Source organism: Pelagicoccus sp. SDUM812002 (assembly GCF_031127835.1).
Classification (GTDB): domain Bacteria; phylum Verrucomicrobiota; class Verrucomicrobiia; order Opitutales; family Opitutaceae; genus Pelagicoccus.
The window spans coordinates 48,144-64,060 of sequence record NZ_JARXHX010000024.1; the positions used below are offsets into that span (position 1 = coordinate 48,144).

Annotated in this window: 14 protein-coding genes and 1 other RNA gene; 8 read left to right on the forward strand and 7 right to left on the reverse strand. The window is 54.0% G+C overall.

Going from position 1 to position 15,917, the window contains the following annotated elements; genetic code table 11:
• Positions 1 to 6: 6 nt before the first annotated feature.
• On the forward strand, positions 7 to 930 hold the full coding sequence (gene aroE, locus QEH53_RS21435; RefSeq protein WP_309025276.1) for a shikimate dehydrogenase: 924 nt from the start codon (positions 7 to 9) through the stop codon (positions 928 to 930).
• A 9-nt stretch (positions 931 to 939) separates the two neighbouring features.
• On the forward strand, positions 940 to 1,863 hold the full coding sequence (locus tag QEH53_RS21440; protein ID WP_309025277.1) for a prepilin peptidase: 924 nt from the start codon (positions 940 to 942) through the stop codon (positions 1,861 to 1,863).
• Between the two features lie 171 nt (positions 1,864 to 2,034).
• Here QEH53_RS21440 and QEH53_RS21445 read toward each other — a convergent pair whose 3' ends face one another.
• The 3 genes from QEH53_RS21445 to QEH53_RS21455 all read right to left on the reverse strand — a co-directional run bounded on the left by QEH53_RS21445 (position 2,035) and on the right by QEH53_RS21455 (position 3,622).
• The gene (locus QEH53_RS21445) at positions 2,035 to 2,349 is read right to left on the reverse strand and encodes an HU family DNA-binding protein (protein WP_309025278.1); all 315 of its coding nucleotides are present in this window, start codon (positions 2,347 to 2,349) and stop codon (positions 2,035 to 2,037) included.
• 132 nt (positions 2,350 to 2,481) lie between these two features.
• Positions 2,482 to 2,685, reverse strand: coding sequence for a hypothetical protein (locus QEH53_RS21450; RefSeq protein ID WP_309025279.1), 204 nt, complete (start codon positions 2,683 to 2,685; stop codon positions 2,482 to 2,484).
• The gene (locus QEH53_RS21455) at positions 2,678 to 3,622 is read right to left on the reverse strand and encodes a hypothetical protein (protein ID WP_309025280.1); all 945 of its coding nucleotides are present in this window, start codon (positions 3,620 to 3,622) and stop codon (positions 2,678 to 2,680) included. Before QEH53_RS21455 ends, QEH53_RS21450 begins: the two co-directional genes overlap by 8 nt.
• Before the next feature lie 257 nt (positions 3,623 to 3,879).
• On the opposite strand from QEH53_RS21455, the gene QEH53_RS21460 reads away from it, so the two are divergent.
• From QEH53_RS21460 to QEH53_RS21470, 3 genes are all read left to right on the forward strand, one after another.
• Positions 3,880 to 4,941, forward strand: coding sequence for a 3-deoxy-7-phosphoheptulonate synthase (locus QEH53_RS21460; protein ID WP_309025281.1), 1,062 nt, complete (start codon positions 3,880 to 3,882; stop codon positions 4,939 to 4,941).
• Positions 4,942 to 5,080: 139 nt separating this feature from the next.
• Entirely contained in the window at positions 5,081 to 6,061 is a 981-nt protein-coding gene (locus QEH53_RS21465) for a malate dehydrogenase (protein ID WP_309025282.1), read from the forward strand.
• Positions 6,062 to 6,335: 274 nt separating this feature from the next.
• Positions 6,336 to 8,690 (forward strand): glycoside hydrolase family 127 protein, encoded by a 2,355-nt coding sequence (locus QEH53_RS21470; RefSeq protein WP_309025283.1) that lies wholly within the window; start codon positions 6,336 to 6,338, stop codon positions 8,688 to 8,690.
• A 78-nt stretch (positions 8,691 to 8,768) separates the two neighbouring features.
• Here the strand turns inward: QEH53_RS21470 and QEH53_RS21475 are convergent, their stop codons facing one another.
• The gene (locus QEH53_RS21475; protein ID WP_309025284.1) at positions 8,769 to 10,259 is read right to left on the reverse strand and encodes a mechanosensitive ion channel domain-containing protein; all 1,491 of its coding nucleotides are present in this window, start codon (positions 10,257 to 10,259) and stop codon (positions 8,769 to 8,771) included.
• A 194-nt stretch (positions 10,260 to 10,453) separates the two neighbouring features.
• Between QEH53_RS21475 and QEH53_RS21480 the strand changes: the two genes are divergently transcribed.
• The 3 genes from QEH53_RS21480 to QEH53_RS21490 all read left to right on the forward strand — a co-directional run bounded on the left by QEH53_RS21480 (position 10,454) and on the right by QEH53_RS21490 (position 13,256).
• Positions 10,454 to 11,371 (forward strand): cation diffusion facilitator family transporter, encoded by a 918-nt coding sequence (locus QEH53_RS21480; RefSeq protein ID WP_309025285.1) that lies wholly within the window; start codon positions 10,454 to 10,456, stop codon positions 11,369 to 11,371.
• 221 nt (positions 11,372 to 11,592) lie between these two features.
• Positions 11,593 to 11,951, forward strand: a transfer-messenger RNA (tmRNA) gene (gene ssrA, locus QEH53_RS21485).
• Positions 11,952 to 11,999: 48 nt separating this feature from the next.
• Positions 12,000 to 13,256 carry a site-specific integrase gene (locus QEH53_RS21490; RefSeq protein ID WP_309025286.1) on the forward strand — a complete coding sequence of 419 codons (1,257 nt, stop codon included), beginning with the start codon at positions 12,000 to 12,002 and terminating at the stop codon, positions 13,254 to 13,256.
• A gap of 695 nt (positions 13,257 to 13,951) precedes the next feature.
• On the opposite strand, the gene QEH53_RS21495 is transcribed toward QEH53_RS21490, so the two are convergent.
• The 3 genes from QEH53_RS21495 to QEH53_RS21505 are packed head-to-tail and all read right to left on the reverse strand — an operon-like array spanning position 13,952 to position 15,871.
• Positions 13,952 to 14,440 carry a hypothetical protein gene (locus QEH53_RS21495; protein WP_309025287.1) on the reverse strand — a complete coding sequence of 163 codons (489 nt, stop codon included), beginning with the start codon at positions 14,438 to 14,440 and terminating at the stop codon, positions 13,952 to 13,954.
• Positions 14,433 to 15,116 (reverse strand): hypothetical protein, encoded by a 684-nt coding sequence (locus QEH53_RS21500; protein ID WP_309025288.1) that lies wholly within the window; start codon positions 15,114 to 15,116, stop codon positions 14,433 to 14,435. The genes QEH53_RS21495 and QEH53_RS21500 overlap by 8 nt, the downstream gene beginning before the upstream one ends.
• Positions 15,113 to 15,871, reverse strand: coding sequence for a hypothetical protein (locus tag QEH53_RS21505; protein WP_309025289.1), 759 nt, complete (start codon positions 15,869 to 15,871; stop codon positions 15,113 to 15,115). Before QEH53_RS21505 ends, QEH53_RS21500 begins: the two co-directional genes overlap by 4 nt.
• Positions 15,872 to 15,917 lie beyond the last annotated feature (46 nt).

The window sequence follows — 15,917 nt, forward strand, 5'->3', positions numbered from 1 at the left end:
GCCCAAATGCTCAGCTACTCAGCCGACCAAACCTACACGCTCACAGATCTGCAGGAATGGGATTTCCCAGGCACCAGCCTCGCCGTATTAGGACAGCCAGTACGCCACTCCATCAGCCCGCAGATGCACAACGCAGCGCTCGCTCACCTCGCTCAGGCGCACCCCAAACTATCAGACTGGCGCTATTTCCGATTCGTGATAGATCCGGTTCAGCTCGTCGAAGCGTTGCCCCTCTTTCACCAAAAAGGTTTCGTCGGCCTTAACCTAACGGTGCCGCACAAGGAAATCGCGTTTCCAGCGATCGAGGGTGTCGACCCAGCCGCCCAAGCTATAGGAGCCGTCAACACCCTGAGGTGGCAGACCAAAGGCTACCTCGGTTTCAATACCGACGGCTACGGCTTGGCACGGGGGATCAAGATCCAGCTCGGGCGCGAGATCGAGGGCTCTGATTTCGTCCTGATTGGCGCCGGAGGAGCCGCTCGGGCAGCCGCCATTCAAGCTTTGCAATCACGTTGTGCCAGCCTCACCGTCATCAACAGAAACCAAGACCGTCTCCGCCGACTCGTTTCCGAATTAGCTCCCCTCGCCGCGGCAGCAGGAATCTCACTCTCATCCCTATCTCCGTCTGACATCGAACACCTTCCAGCGAGCTGCCTGCTGGTGAACGCGACCTCGCTGGGACTAAAGCCAGACGACCCTACGCCGATACCCGTGGACAGGCTCCCAGAAAAATCCAGCTGTTTTGACATGATCTACAATCCACCTAGCACCGCCCTCATGAAAGCCGTATCCGCGAAGGGCGGCCAAGTGGGCAACGGACTCGCAATGCTCGTCCATCAAGGAGCAAAATCCCTTTCGATCTGGACCGAAACCGAGGCACCCGCGGATATCATGCAGCAAGCCGCCGACAAAGCGCTCGCTGCCCACTAGCCTAAAACGATGGATACACTACAGTTTATCGAAGGGGAATTCCCATGGCTCATGCCCACTTTCGCCTTTTTGATGGGAGCGATCGTTGGGAGCTTCCTCAACGTATGCATCTATCGAATACCAGCAGGTAAATCGATCGTCAGCCCCGGATCTACCTGTGCCTGCGGCCAACCGATCAAATGGTACGACAACATCCCCATTCTCAGTTGGTTCATCCTAAGAGGTCGAGCCCGCTGCTGCAAAGCTCACTACAGCTTCCGCTATCCATTTGTCGAAGCGCTTACCGGATTTTTCTTTCTCGCCGCTTGGCTTTCGCAATCTCCGCTCAAGGCAATATGCCTGATGCTCTTCAGCGCCCTACTCGTTTGCGCCAGCTTTATCGATTTTGACCATATGGAAATTCCTGACCGCTTTTCGATCGGCCTCGCCGCAGTCGGATTCGCGGTTTCCGTATTGGTTCCTGAACTACACGACTTCAATCGATCAGAATACGCTTTTGCCAGCGTAAATGCAGCCATCCGCTCCTCGATAGGCATCCTCATAGGATCATCAATCATCCTATGGATCGCTCTCCTCGCAGAAGCGGTCCTTAAAAAGGAGGCCATGGGCTTTGGCGATGTGAAGCTACTCGGTGGAATTGGGGCTTTCCTCGGATGGCAAGGAGCCATCTTCTCCATCTTCGGCGGAGCGTTGCTCGGATGTATCGGTATACTCGTCTGGAGTATTGTCAAAAGGCTCCGTCCGCAAAACGAAACAAGCAGCTCTCCCACGCCCGTGAAAGATTCAGAAAACGAAGAATTCGAGGGGCACATTCCATTCGGTCCCATGCTCTCAGGAGGAGCGCTGCTATACGTGTTCCTCTTGGAGAGAGAAGTGCTCACTTATTTTTCCCAATTCGAGGAGCTCTACCGCGAAGTCTCGCAACGCCTCTAGCCTGCAATCCCCAATCTACTGCAGCGGGATCTAGGTGCTCGTGCTCGCCTTGATGAATACAAATCGATTGCGATACGACTGATTCCGCATTCCTTAGTATCCATTTTCCAGACACAAAAAACCCGCAGCCGTAAAAGCTGCGGGTCTTTTGAAATTCTTAGGGGAGGATTACTAGAGCTGCTCCTTCAATCCAGCGCCAGCCTTGAACTTGACGTTCTTGCTAGCCTTGATCTTGAGAGGTTCCTTGGTGAGTGGGTTGATGCCAGTGCGAGCAGAGCGCTTGCCCACAGAGAACGTACCGAAACCAACGAGCTGGATAGCTACTGCATCCTTAGAATCCTTGTCACGGAGCTTAACGTCCTTAGCCGCTTTCTTAACAGCAGTCTTGATAGAGGACAACACAGCAGCGAGAGCCTTTTCAGCTTCAGCCTTGGAGGAGTCTCCTAGATTCTTTTGGATTTCGGCGATTAGTTCAGCTTTATTCATATATGTGGAGTATTGTTGAAGATAGTTTAGGGTAGAACCAGAAATTGATTCGAGGCATAACTGAATACCCCAAAGGTGAACGGTCAAAACAAAACGCGCCGTTTTCGCGATAATTATGGGCCTTGAAGCCCCTTAGTTACTGCGTTCGTGGGTTTCGCCATCCCTTCCTGACTTCACGAGTTGAAGAAGTTCCGCCAGTGCAGACACCTTTTCAACGCCGCGTTCTTCTGAGATCTGCTCCGCTCGTTTGATCAACTGCGCAGCCATTACTTTGGCCTGATCATCTTCCGCGCCCAATTGCTTGAGTACGCCTGCTACCTGTTCGATTTCACCCATCTGACTTGTCTTTCTCCTGATATAAAGTGACTTCGACCTCTCCAGCAAAGAGGCGCTGCCCCACAAAACCATGACTCACCACCCCTAGTCCGATGCCTCCAGACTTCGAATACGCAACCGAGCGCAGCTGTCCAAACCGCTTCCCAGCGTCATCAACTAGATCTAGAGGCAAAGACTTCTCAGAAATGGTAGTTGAACCTTCAATACCCATTACCTTCAGCCCCTTGCGAACACGTCCCATCGCATGCAAACGCGCCATCACTTCCTGTCCGAGGTAGCACCCTTTCCGAAACGACACAGCATCTACTTCTAAGCTCAGCTCCTGCGGCAAGTCCGCGTCTCCAAAGCCTCGACCGATTTGAGGCACCTTCGACTCGATCGCTAAAGCAGTAGCCTCGTCGAGCGTAAGCTCGACGGCCCCCATTTCGGAAAGCTGAGAAACCAATTCGACAAATCGAGACGATTCGTCCTCACGCAAGTTTACGACCTCCAACACGGACTCTGAACCACGGCGTCCCCAAAACGCCACTACATCTCCGTTTTCCGCGAAGCCGCCGCGATCCGGCGTTTCTAGCCCCAATGCTTCGCAAGCACTCGATTGAGCCTGTTCGCCCCATATCGCAACCGCAGGCGCTCTTTCGCTCGAGGCGGCCAATTCCGCATCCTCCATTACGAGATAAGCATCCAGTCTATCGAGGATAGCGGAGCTCTCGCAAAAGTAGCTTAGCAGGGTGAAGCTTTCCTCGCCCCGCCGCAGCACGAAACTGTCAGCAACGATCTTTCCCTTTCGATCGAGCCAGAGCCCGTAGACCACTTGCCCCACCGCGATCGAGGACAAGTCGTTCGAAAATTGGCCCTGCAAAAACTCCAAGGCATCAGGGCCGCTGACACCCAACGATGCTTGGGCGTTGTACTTAAAAAAACGTGGAATTTGCATCAGATTTAACAGCCTGCGCGATTCACAAATTGCTGGCGAATTTATATTTGACAGAGGTAAAAATTGCTCCATCAAGTCGCCGCATCAACAAACACTTTCTCGCCTAGCGAGATTTTGGGGTAACTAAGAAAACGAGTGGCGGATCGCTTAGGGGTAGGCGGTCCGCCTTTTTCTTGCCCAAATTTCACTGTTTTTCCTGCCAATTAGGGGGAATTCGCATTTGAAATTTGAATGCACCTCAACCAATAACGCCAGAAGTGAAGAACACCTCCGACATAAACGTCACTCGCACCGTCGCTCTCCCAACCCCCCGTCAACTCCTCTCAGAGTACGAAAAAACGGAAGAGCAAGCGGAGTTCATCTCAAAGTCCCGCGAGGAGATCCACGAGATCATCTTCGGTGGAGACAAGCGCCTTCTCGTCGTGATCGGCCCCTGTTCGATCCACGATACCGAAGCCGGCCTCGAATACGCCAGGCGCCTCGCGGCTCTCAGCGAGAAGGTCAAAGACCGCATCTGCCTCGTCATGCGGGTCTACTTCGAGAAGCCCCGTACTTCCCTCGGCTGGAAGGGCCTCATCATGGACCCCGACCTTGACGGGAGCGAAAACATCAACAAAGGCCTTCGCGTCGCTCGCGAATTCCTTCGCAAGATCATCGACCTCGGAATACCCACCTCGACAGAATTGTTGGACCCGATCACTCCCCAGTACATCGCGGACCTCGTATCTTGGGCCGCCATCGGCGCTCGCACCACGGAGTCGCAGACCCACCGCCAAATGGCATCTGGCCTCTCCATGCCCCTCGGCTTCAAAAACGGGATGGACGGCACCATCGGCGTCGCCGTCAACGCTATCAAGGCGGCCAGTGGTTGCCAGACCTTCCTCGGCATCAACACCGACGGCCAAGCCTCGGCCGTCACGACCAAGGGCAATCCCAACTGCCACGTCGTTCTGCGCGGCGGCAGCAGCGGCCCCAACTACGACGCCGCGCACGTCGCCAAATGCGAAGCCGATCTCATGAAAGCGGGACTCATACCGGCCATCATGGTCGACTGCAGCCACGGCAACAGCAATAAAGATCACAACCGCCAACCCATTGTCCTCGATGACATCATGGAGCAAATTGCCGCTGGCAACGACTCCATAATCGGCGTCATGGTCGAGAGCAACATCGGTCCCGGCAACCAGAAGTTCCCTGCCCCCAAAGACGAGCTAGCGTACGGCGTATCCATCACCGATGCCTGCATCGACTGGGAAACGACCGAAGCCGCCGTGATTTCAGTCTTCGAAAAGATGGGCACCCGCTTCGCCATAAAATAGTCGGAGCATCCGCTCTCCTATCAGTTGCTTAACATCGAGTTAAGCATATCTAATCCCTCCCAACAGGCCGTGCTATTTATTAGCACGGCTTGTTCTTTTGATTCGCTTTCATAACGAGTTCACATAGCTTGAATTCGCTATGAAAAACCCAGTACACGTGGCAGTCACCGGCGCCGCCGGTCAAATCGGATACTCTCTCCTGGTACGCATCGCGTCAGGACAACTGCTCGGACCGGATCAGCCGGTCGTGCTAAGGCTCATCGAAATCGAGCCCGCAATGAAAGCGCTCGAAGGCGTGGTCATGGAGCTGCAGGACTGCGCTTTCCCACTCCTCAAGGGAATCGTCCCCACATGCGACCTTAACGAAGGCTTCGACAGCGCCAGCTGGGCCCTCCTCGTCGGGTCCGTTCCTCGCAAAGCGGGCATGGAGCGTAAGGACCTCCTTGGCATCAACGGCAAGATCTTCACTTCCCAAGGCAAAGCCATCCAGGAAAACGCCGCTTCCGACATCCGCACCCTCGTGGTCGGCAACCCCTGCAATACTAACTGCCTCATCGCCATGAACAACGCGCCAGACATTCCCAAGGATCGCTGGTTCGCCATGACTAAGCTCGACGAAAACCGAGCCAAGACCCAGCTCGCCATCAAGGCCGGTGCCGACATCACCGATGTCAAGAACCTCGCTATCTGGGGTAACCACTCCTCCACCATGTATCCAAACTACTTTGACGCCACCATCGGTGGAAAGGCAGCCACTGACGTCATCACCGATGAATCATGGTACAAGGACGATTTCATCCCAACCGTACAGCAACGCGGAGCCGCAATAATAAAGGCTCGCGGACTTTCCTCCGCCGCTTCCGCAGCAAACGCCGCTATCGATACCGTGGCCAACATCATCAAGCCTACCGCTTCCGACGATGTCTTCAGTGTAGGAATTTGCTCCGACGGACAATACGGCATCGAGCCAGGCCTCATCTACTCCTACCCGATCAAGAGCGACGGTTCGAAATTATCTGTGGTCGAAAGTCTTGAGATCAACGAGTTCAGCCAACAGAAAATCAAGGAAACCGAAGCCGAGCTTTCCGAAGAAAAGAAGATGGTCTCCGACCTCCTCTAATCGAAAAGGGCAACAAATCTCATAACGCCAGTCGCCTCGTGCGGCTGGCGTTTTTCGTACCCCCCATCTTATGGAGGAAGGTTTCCACGCCGTCCGCACTGCAGGATCGACAACCATATAACCTGAAACCTTTCACCCATTACCCAGAACTTAACATTTAAGCCCACCACGGTCCATCTCGACTGGCGTTTTGACGCTCCCGATAATAGCTTTCGCGTTCAATCTAGGATTTAGCCCCCTAAAACTCGCAAACCAACACCAACGCCACATCCCCATGCGAAACCTTGTCATTGCCCTCACCCTCGCAGCCGTCAACGCCGCATCACTGCCTTCTGCGGAGCTATTCCACCCCAGTGACGTCACCATCGCGGACGGTCCATTCCGCGACTCGATCGCGGCCGACATCGACTACGTACTGGCCCACGACCCCGACCGCTTACTCGCCCCATTTCTAATTGCGGCTGACTTAGAGCCAAAAGCTCCTAAATACGGAAACTGGGAATCCTCAGGCCTCGACGGCCACTCCGCCGGACACTTCCTCTCCGCCTACGCCACCCTCTCTCTCCAAAGCGACAATCCACTCCTCGCCGAGCGTCTCAACTACATGCTCGACGAGCTCAAGCGCTGCCAAGACGCCATCGGTACTGGGTACCTTGGCGGGGTTCCTAACTCCCAGGAGTTTATCGCCGAGCTTCAAGCCGGCAAAATTCAGGCTGACCGTTTCTCCCTCAATGGTGCTTGGGTACCCTGGTACAATCTACACAAAACCTACGCCGGCCTTAAGGATGCTTGGCTCGTAGCCAACAGCGAGCAAGCCCGCGACATGCTGCTCGATCTCACCGACTGGACCTACCAAGCCACTTCCAAGCTCACCGAAGAGCAGCTTCAACAAATGCTCTACACAGAGCACGGCGGCATGAACGAAATTTTTGCCGAGATGTATCAAAAGCTTGGTGACAAACGATACCTCGAACTCGCCTATCGCTTCACACACCACGAGCTCCTCGACCCACTGCTCGAAGGCGAGGACAAGCTCACCGGCTTCCACGCCAACACTCAAATCCCCAAGGTCATCGGCTTCCAGCGTACCGCTCTCGCTGCAGATGACGAAAAGCTACACAAAGCCTCCGAGTTCTTCTGGGATACCGTCGTCAACCATCGCTCCGTCACCATCGGTGGCAACTCCGTGCGCGAGCATTTCCATCCCGCCGACGACTTCCGCTCCATGCTAGAGTCCCGCGAGGGACCTGAGACGTGCAACACCCACAACATGCTCCGGCTCACCACCCTGCTCTTCCAGTCCGAGCCTTCCGCAGAATTCACCGACTACTACGAGCGCGCCCTCTACAACCACATCCTCTCCGCCCAACACCCAGAAACTGGCGGCCTCGTTTACTTCACACCCATGCGCCCCCGCCACTATCGCGTCTACTCCGTACCGGAAGACGCGTTTTGGTGCTGCGTCGGCTCCGGCATCGAAAACCCAGGACGGTATTCGGAATTCGTATACGCTAAACAAGATGACACCCTTTTCGTAAACCTCTTCCTGGCGAGCTCTCTTGACTGGCAAGAACGAGGCCTTCGCATCAGCCAAACCACCGACTTTCCTGCGACTGAGAGCTCCACAATAAAAATCGAATCCGCTCCCAAAAAGAAATTCACCCTGAAAATCCGACGTCCCTCCTGGGCCACCGACGCCTATAACGTCACCCTCAATGGGAAACCCGTCAAAGCTCCCGTCGACGATTTCGGATACGCCAGCGTGACCCGCAAGTGGAAGGCGGGCGACACCCTAGACATAGCGCTACCCATGCAAGTTCGCGCTGAGCAGCTTCCAGACGGCTCACCCTTTTATTCCTTCCTCTACGGACCCATCGTCCTCGCCCAGAAGGTTGCCGAAGGCGAGACTCCCGGTCTTTTCGCCGGCTCCGGACGCATGGAACACGTCGCCCCCGGCGCCTACCTTCCCCTCGACCAAGCCCCTATGCTCGTAGGCGAGCCCAGCGACCTTGCCGCCCGACTCAAGCCCGTCGACGGAAAGTCGCTTCGCTTCGAGCTCACTGGCGACGTTCGCCCTCAGCCCGAAGAACCCATCATCCTCGAGCCCTTCAACCAGATCCACGAATCCCGTTATTCGACCTACTGGCAATCCGTCGATGCAGACCACTATGCTTCGATACAAGAAGAGTTAGCCAAAAAAGAAGCCATCGAACTCGCACTCGCAGCACGCACCGTCGACAGCATCGCTCCCGGCGAACAACAGTCCGAAGTAGAGCACGACTATCGCGGCGAAGGTGCCCGCAGCGGCGCAATCCTCGGACAACGCTTCCGCGAGACGACCCAATGGTTTGAATATGACCTTCGTGCCCCAGGTAACGAGCCTCTAGCGCTCGCTATCAAGTACCTCGGAAGCGAGTGGGGAAAAGGCTGCAAAATCCTAGTCAATGGCACTGAGATCGGCACCCTCGAGCTAAGCGCTCAACTCCCCGACGCTTTCACAGAAATCAGCTTCGATATACCGCAGGAGCTCACTGCCGAAAGGGACGACCTCACCGTACGCATCGAAGCCATCGATGAACGCACCACTCCCATGGTATTCGGAATCGCCCTACGTCTCGTCGAGGACTAATTTTGGAGGGACGGCTTCCACGCCGTCCGCGCTACAGGATCGATATACCCAAAAACCGAACCCAATAGTTTGACCTCCTCAAGCTTCGTCCGTCCCGGCTTGCTCACGTTGCTGTCGCATAACAACCTCGATAGGCATTCCACCTCGCAGGTTGATGTCCCGCTGAGGGAATGGGATCTCGATATCGTGTTCCTTAAACTTATCCCAAAGTTTCACGTAGATCCCGCTGCGTAAATTGTTCAAACCATTCGCAGGGTCGCGTATCCAAACTCTCAATTCAAAGTCTACCGAGCTATCGCCAAACCCAAGTAGCCAGCAAACCGGAGGTTTGTCATCCACTACACGCGGACTGTTCTTTCCCGCTTCCACCGCTAGATCCATCACTTTGTGGATATCGGCGTGATAGGAGACGCCAAACGGAATCCTGACCCGTACCAAGTCATCGCTAAACGACCAGTTCGTCACCTTCTCCGTGATCAGCGTTTCGTTCGGGATCAAGTGCTCCATGCCGTCGCGCGTTATTACCGATACGTAACGAGCGCTCAGCTTGTTTATCCATCCATACGTGTTGTCTACTTCGATCACATCACCCGGCTTGATCGAGCGATCGCTCAAAAGAATAACTCCGCTAATCAGATTCGAAATCACCTTCTGGAAACCAAAACCTAAGCCGAGGCCGACCGCACCGCCCATAAAGGCAAGCGCTGAAAGATCGATCCCCATGGAACTGATTCCAAAGAGGATCGCCCCTACCACGACCAGCGCCTTCAGCACCTTGATCACCAGCATCTGCAGCGCAGGCGTCAAAGACGGCGCCTTTTTTACGCGCCCCTCTCCCAATCGCATGATCCAACCGGTCAACGGTATCAGGATGAGTATGACAAAGATTCCTTTACCGATTGTCAGCGCGGTTACCCGTGTCGATTCCCCTTCCGCCACCGGCAGCACCTGCAGGCTATCCAATCCGTCACGGATCACCTCCCAAACACCCAACAAGTTCAGCAAGAGCAACACCGCGGTCACAAAGTAGAGCGTCTTGAAGTAAGCCTTATCGCGGATGGCCCGCGGCAGCGCTCCGGACAGCAAAATCAAGGTCGCCACACTAGCAGCTGCCCTCAGCAATATGTAGTTCTTGGCCACCCCGTCCTTCTCTACAGTGGACTCCGCTTCCACGACGACTTCGACGCTAGTTTGGCTCGTTTCCAAGACAGCGCCTACCGCTCGCTCGTTTTGAGCGTCGAAATAAATCGACACAGACCACAGCAAGGCCGCCACCGCTATTCGAAAAAAGTTCTCGCTAATCCAGTCGATCATCGACTCCACCCAGTCATCGCGTTGCTCGATCGCCTCCGTCACCTTTTTGAAAAGAGGCCGTAAAGCTAGCTGCAGCACGTAAGCAAGGATCACCACACCGACGATCGCCACCAATTGGATATATACATCCTCACCCACCAAAAGTCTCCGCACCGACTCCCAGACCGAGTGTACCCACTCCAGAGCAATCTCAGACCAAGAGGCGTCGCTGGACGCGGCTAGATACGGGAACAGAAGGACAGGCAGAACAAGCATGACAGTCAACGTAGGGATCCACCCCAAGCTAGCAACTGAGATTTAACAAACTCTTCACACTTCACCCCACCCACCCCGACCTTGGCGCGGAAGCTGAATACAAAGCTCACAACGCACGACTTCCGGCGGAAACACTCCGGATACATTGCGTACTGCACATTCAATCCTGCAAAAAACCTGACGCAACGCTCATCATGGCACACTCTCATCAGCATTCTCATCAAGATTCACTAGGGGAACGACCTCTTCTCTGGAGCCTGGCCATAAATTTCGCGCTCTCCGTTTTCCAGTTCGTTGCCGGATTCATTTCTGGCAGTGCCGCATTGGTCGCTGACGCCCTGCATAACACCAACGACGCAGCAGCCTTAGTAGTCGCATTCGTCGCCAAACGCATATCCCGCAAACGAGCCAATTCAAAATACACATTCGGATATCGCAGGGCCGAGCTTATCGGAGCCCTCATCCAACTCACCGCCCTCGTCATCATCGGCGGCTTCCTGATATACCACGCAATAGAGCGCTTCATAAATCCAGTGCCTATCGAGAGTAGCTGGGTAATTCTAGGAGCTAGCGTAGCGTTGCTCGTAGACCTAACCACCGTGGGCCTCTTGTGGGCGACCTCCAAAGGCAGCTTAAACGTCAAAGCCGCATTCCTGCATAACCTTACGGACGCCGCCACTTCGCTTGCCGTGCTCGCAGGAGGAGCGCTCATGCTTTTCTTCGGCTGGACCTGGATCGATCCCCTACTGACCTTGGGCATCGCCGGCTTCATAATAGCCAGCTCCCTGAAGTATCTCGCCCGTACCAGCCGTATCCTCATGGAAGCTACTCCAGAGGACATCGACCTCGCTCGGGTCAAAGAACAGGCCGAGTCGCTAACCGGAGTGAACGATCTCCACCACCTGCACGTCTGGGAGATCGACGAATCCCACCGCGCCCTAGAAGCCCACGTCGTCATCTACGACGACATCACCCACCGCCAACGCGACATAAAGCAACAGCTCAAGAACCTATTCGCCGAAGAGTTCGACATCGGTCACAGCACCCTCGAATTCGAGCGAGCATCCGAGGCCTGCGGGGGCAAAAATGCCAAACTCGTTCCCGCTCAGTAAGAGCCTCATGCAAACAAAGCGGAACTCTACCGACGTGGAGGCAGTCCTACATCAGCGAGCCGCAACTATCGCCTTGATTTCCCACGACAGAAGGAGCATAAGCCTCAACCTCGTTCTTTGACCTCACAGTCATACCGCCGCTCACGCGGCGCCTACCAGACGAAGTTCCGATTCCAACTTCACCAATCACTTTTCAAAATTAACCAGCTCAGCTGGCTAATGGGGGTGTTCCGGATTCGACCTCAAGTTGGAGCATCTGGCTGCATGTAGAGGATGATAGTTGGCCTCTTAAATCGTCTATCAAAAACACAAATGGCACACACGAAGAAATGCCTCTAGCAGCTTAAATAAGCGCTACGTTCCCCCGCCGATACTCGCTAGGCGGTGTGGAGCGACGACCAGCGAGCATAGCCGAGAACGGGCGCCTCTTGCGCCTCGGCCGTACTTCATCGAGAGGCTGGCCTCAAAAGTAGCGCGGTTTCGTCGCGACTGAGAGGCGAGATTAAAAACGAAAACAAACATGTAGACGCCTTATGTGAAGGCTCGAGGGACGCGGGTTCGACTCCCGCCACCTCCACCACTATTTATCTAGCCTAGAACACTTTTCCCTTAACTTCGCATTTATTTTATGCAAAGTAGCCCAATTATGGGCAGGAAAAGGAAGTTCGAGGTGAAGACGATTACGCACCCAAGCGGCGAAGTGAGCTATGAAGCCTACGGCCGCGTTGGCTCGGCCAAGGAACCCACGAGAAAGCGTTTCGAAAGCTGGGAGGAGGCAAATGCATTCAAGGACGTCCTTGAAACGCGCCACATGAGCGCCCTCGGAAACCGAAAAGCGGTTTACACTTCACTCACAGATGCCGAAACGGCAGATGCAGAAGCGGCGCTGAAAGCGCTCCGCTCTCACATCGAAGGCAAAAGCCTGAGTTGGGCCGTCCACAAGCTTTTCGAAAACTACAATCCCAGTATCGCAGAATACCCGCTCTCCAAGGCCATCGAAGAATTTAAAACAGCCAAGGAGGACCGAAGTGAACGACAGAAACGAGACTACAAGAACCTCCTCGAAAGCCTGCTCGAACTCTGCGAGGAACTAAAAGGGCACAAGGTCGCCGTTCACCAAGTAACCACAAAACACATACAGGCGTTTCTCGCTAAACGGAATCTCAAAGAAGGCAAAAGCAAGAACAACGTCGTATCAAATCTTGGCGCCTTCTTCCGCTGGTGCGCCCATAACGAGCGACAGTACCTACCCAAGGCCAGCATACCCACCGACGATATAGAACGGGAACCAGTCAAAAAACCGCGCCGAGAGATCCTCACTGCAACGCAAGCAGCCGAGCTGATGGAGTATGCCGAAAATTTCCGCGGTGGAGTACTTGTCAATTTCGTAGCAACTGCGCTATTCGCAGGCATTCGTCCAGACGTTGAAGGAGAACTCGCAGATCAAGGATTGGATCCAAAAACAAACGAGCTCTTCAACCTAGAGCGCGGCACGATCGAGATAACAGCTGACAACTCGAAGACCGGCGATTTTCGGGATGTAGAGATACAGCCTGCCCTTCGAAGCTTCTACGAGTCCTACCCGCTTTCACGTCATCCGATCGTTCCGAGAATTCCTTCCAGCTCGAATGCCAAGGACCAGCGATCCTACTTACGTTACCTTCTTAAGAAGTTTCGCGAAGGATGCCCTTTCAAGATTCCCCATGACGGTTTGCGTCACTCATTTTGCTCATACCATGTGAAGATTTCAAAATCGATGGCTGAGACTGCCCAACAAGCGGGAGACAACGAAGCGACCATCCGTAAACATTACCTTCGACGCGTCGCTGATAATCAAGTCGAACCATTCTGGGCAATCCGACCAACTAAGGCCGCAACCACGTAACAAAGAATTCCCGTCAGAAAAGCTCACCCACACTCGCCTGCCTTCCACAAACAGCAAAGAATTCGGCGACTTCTTTAGGATCCACGTAGATTCCACCTTTGGCCTTGAATCTGTAATGCGGGATTCTCTTTGCTTTGACCGTGCGGTAAAGCCTGTGGCGTGCAGCAGTAGACGCACATCCGATGTCATCTGCGTACTCAGGCAATGCTATAAACGGGAACACAAGATTCCCCGTGTTCTGGCTTTTCTCGGGTGCTACGTAACGAAATCCTCCTGCTGGTACGATCCTGAAATCCCGCCGAATACATTCTATGACTTCCCTTGGGTTTAAGAAAATCCTCTCGTCTCGATCGTAGAAAGGCCAACGCCTGGAACTCAGATAAGAGTACACAGCCTTGCGATCCAGCCCACTCCATCTCGAAAACTGAGAAATGGTCAGGCCAGTATGTGCTCCTAGTGAGCCGCATAAACTGTAGATCGTGCTGATCTACCTTATATGAAATTTCCCAGCCTTTACGCAAATTCATAAACCGTTGATTATCAACGTTCGGAAAATTTAATTTTCAAACTTTGAGATTTTTGGAGAGTGCAACCAAGGGATCCTAAAGGGTAAAGGCCGAGAATCCCTCCACCTCTTTTCTGCGTGGCTTGTGAACAAAAAAGGCGGACCCATGGGGTCCGCCTTGTTCTGTGCGTCAGCTCATGCCTCGCTTAAAGTAGAGTCTCAACCTTTCGAAATCAGGGTCTTGGGCGAGCCAGACACGCTTGTCCAAATCATAGCCGATAGCATACATCATAAACTTCGCCGCTCGCGGTAGATCGCCTTGAGAGCAGTACAATCGGGCGGCTTCATAGTTCACATTCGCATCGCCAGGGCACTCAATCAGGGCTCGAGCGACGCAAATGCGGGCAGCCCGAAGGTTTCCTGCCGAACCGTAGTTGAAAATCAAATTAACCCAAGCGCCAGAGTGCTTGAGATCCGTTTCAAACAGGACGGCCCGCGAATAATCCATCTGACGTTTCACGTCACCAATTTTGATGAACGCATAGATCATCAGATCAAAACTGTCGTCACAGATCCCTAGATTGGTTTGAAGCGTTTCAAGCTCATCAATGGCGTCCTGATATCGCTTCATTCGGAGGTAGCCCTTTACGACACCGAGTAAACTCTCGCGTTCATCCATTCGGATTTCCCCGACGATGGAGCCAATACCGAAAAAGCGACTCACCCTGGAGGGTGAGCCGCTTTGGCAGGATCGATTCCAGTTTTCTGCGAAGCCTTTGCTCTAGAGCAAGCTGGGGCGGGATTGACCTGAGCCAAACAGCAAGATCGTCCCTGAACTTAATTGGTTCAACCTTTTCGAACGATTCCCAAAGTGTGGCTTCGCCTACGCAGGCCAGCCTTAACCAATGCTGCTCGGGCTGATACCGGAATTCATCAACAAACCGACTAGCCGTCCAATTCTCGATGCCGCGGGGTCCGCGGTAAAGCAACTCCACTCGGTCTGATAGCAGACCGAAGGATCGCTCGTCTCGCGACACCAGGAGACAACGCGCCGAGGAATCTCCGAGAAACGTGAAGACAAACCAAGCGTAAGCGTCAAAACTGGTGCAGCGGGAGCGAAGCGGGATCCACCCCATCGCTCCCGCTTGAGCGAACATTTGCATACGCCCCTCCGCTGACTCTTCCTCGTCCTCTGCGTCGAAGGTGACTACATATCGAGCTTCTGGATGAAGGTGCTTAAACCTAGCAAGCATCGAGTAGAGTTCGATGGCTCGGAGCTCCCTCACTTTTTGTTCGTTCGCGATGTAAGACTCGGCATCAACTAAGACCCAATCATAGTCATCTGTATCCGTCATAAGCATACATCTCCACTCCTGTCAGAACGGACATACTTAGAAGTGTCCTTTCCCTCTAAGGATCGGACCGGCCAGATGTCGTCGCCGAGGATAGTGAGCTCGCAATCCCTTTCAACGGGTCGAGAGGATGCTGCACGTTCGCGAAATTCGTCGGATTTCTCCGCACTCAGGCCAAACTCAGCAGCAGCCAAACGGACAAGCTGGCCTGACTCCATAAACTCCGACATGTCCGACAGCCAGCGATCAAGCGAGCTACGGGAAGCGTTGACCCCGGACTTAAGCGCGGAATCAACGAACCAATGTGACTCGGGTGCAACCCCCCACTTTTTCCGGTATTTTTTGCGGTCCCAAAGTTCGACTTTCCCTCTCGAATGTAGACGCAACGATACGCCGGGCTGTAGGCAGCCAAGCAGTCTCTCGTCAGAGCTGACAACCAGGATATTCGTATCCTTTGCCTCATTACAGATTGAGGCGACGCTATCGAAGGTTCGACGTCGCGACGGGAAAGAAACCGACCAACCGAGTCGTCTAGCGAAACCGTAAAGCTCCAGCTCGCGTTTGCGTTCTGGTCTGTTGTTGGTACGTCTATCGACGACCAAGTCGGCGGACACCAATTGCAAGAAAGCCACAGGATTTTCTGACCTCAGAGTTTCGAGCACACTCCTCAACGCGATAAATGGTGAAGGCTCGCTCGCGTATTCATCAAGCATGCTGTCCAGTTCGAGCAGCACGCATTCATAGTTCTTTGTTTTCATTCTAGTAAATTTATATGCGAAAGGGCCGCCGGAGAAATCCGGCGGC

Bases quoted from the DNA above. Each gene is read 5' to 3' on its own strand.
- aroE (WP_309025276.1), top strand. From the start codon at position 7: ATGCTCAGCTACTCAGCCGACCAAACCTACACGCTCACAGATCTGCAG.
- QEH53_RS21445 (WP_309025278.1), bottom strand. From the start codon at position 2,349: ATGAATAAAGCTGAACTAATCGCCGAAATCCAAAAGAATCTAGGAGAC.
- QEH53_RS21440 (WP_309025277.1), top strand. From the start codon at position 940: ATGGATACACTACAGTTTATCGAAGGGGAATTCCCATGGCTCATGCCC.
- QEH53_RS21455 (WP_309025280.1), bottom strand. From the start codon at position 3,622: ATGCAAATTCCACGTTTTTTTAAGTACAACGCCCAAGCATCGTTGGGT.
- QEH53_RS21505 (WP_309025289.1), bottom strand. From the start codon at position 15,871: ATGAAAACAAAGAACTATGAATGCGTGCTGCTCGAACTGGACAGCATG.
- QEH53_RS21480 (WP_309025285.1), top strand. From the start codon at position 10,454: ATGGCACACTCTCATCAGCATTCTCATCAAGATTCACTAGGGGAACGA.
- QEH53_RS21470 (WP_309025283.1), top strand. From the start codon at position 6,336: ATGCGAAACCTTGTCATTGCCCTCACCCTCGCAGCCGTCAACGCCGCA.
- QEH53_RS21450 (WP_309025279.1), bottom strand. From the start codon at position 2,685: ATGGGTGAAATCGAACAGGTAGCAGGCGTACTCAAGCAATTGGGCGCG.
- QEH53_RS21500 (WP_309025288.1), bottom strand. From the start codon at position 15,116: ATGACGGATACAGATGACTATGATTGGGTCTTAGTTGATGCCGAGTCT.
- QEH53_RS21490 (WP_309025286.1), top strand. From the start codon at position 12,000: ATGCAAAGTAGCCCAATTATGGGCAGGAAAAGGAAGTTCGAGGTGAAG.
- QEH53_RS21495 (WP_309025287.1), bottom strand. From the start codon at position 14,440: ATGGATGAACGCGAGAGTTTACTCGGTGTCGTAAAGGGCTACCTCCGA.
- QEH53_RS21465 (WP_309025282.1), top strand. From the start codon at position 5,081: ATGAAAAACCCAGTACACGTGGCAGTCACCGGCGCCGCCGGTCAAATC.
- QEH53_RS21475 (WP_309025284.1), bottom strand. From the start codon at position 10,259: ATGCTTGTTCTGCCTGTCCTTCTGTTCCCGTATCTAGCCGCGTCCAGC.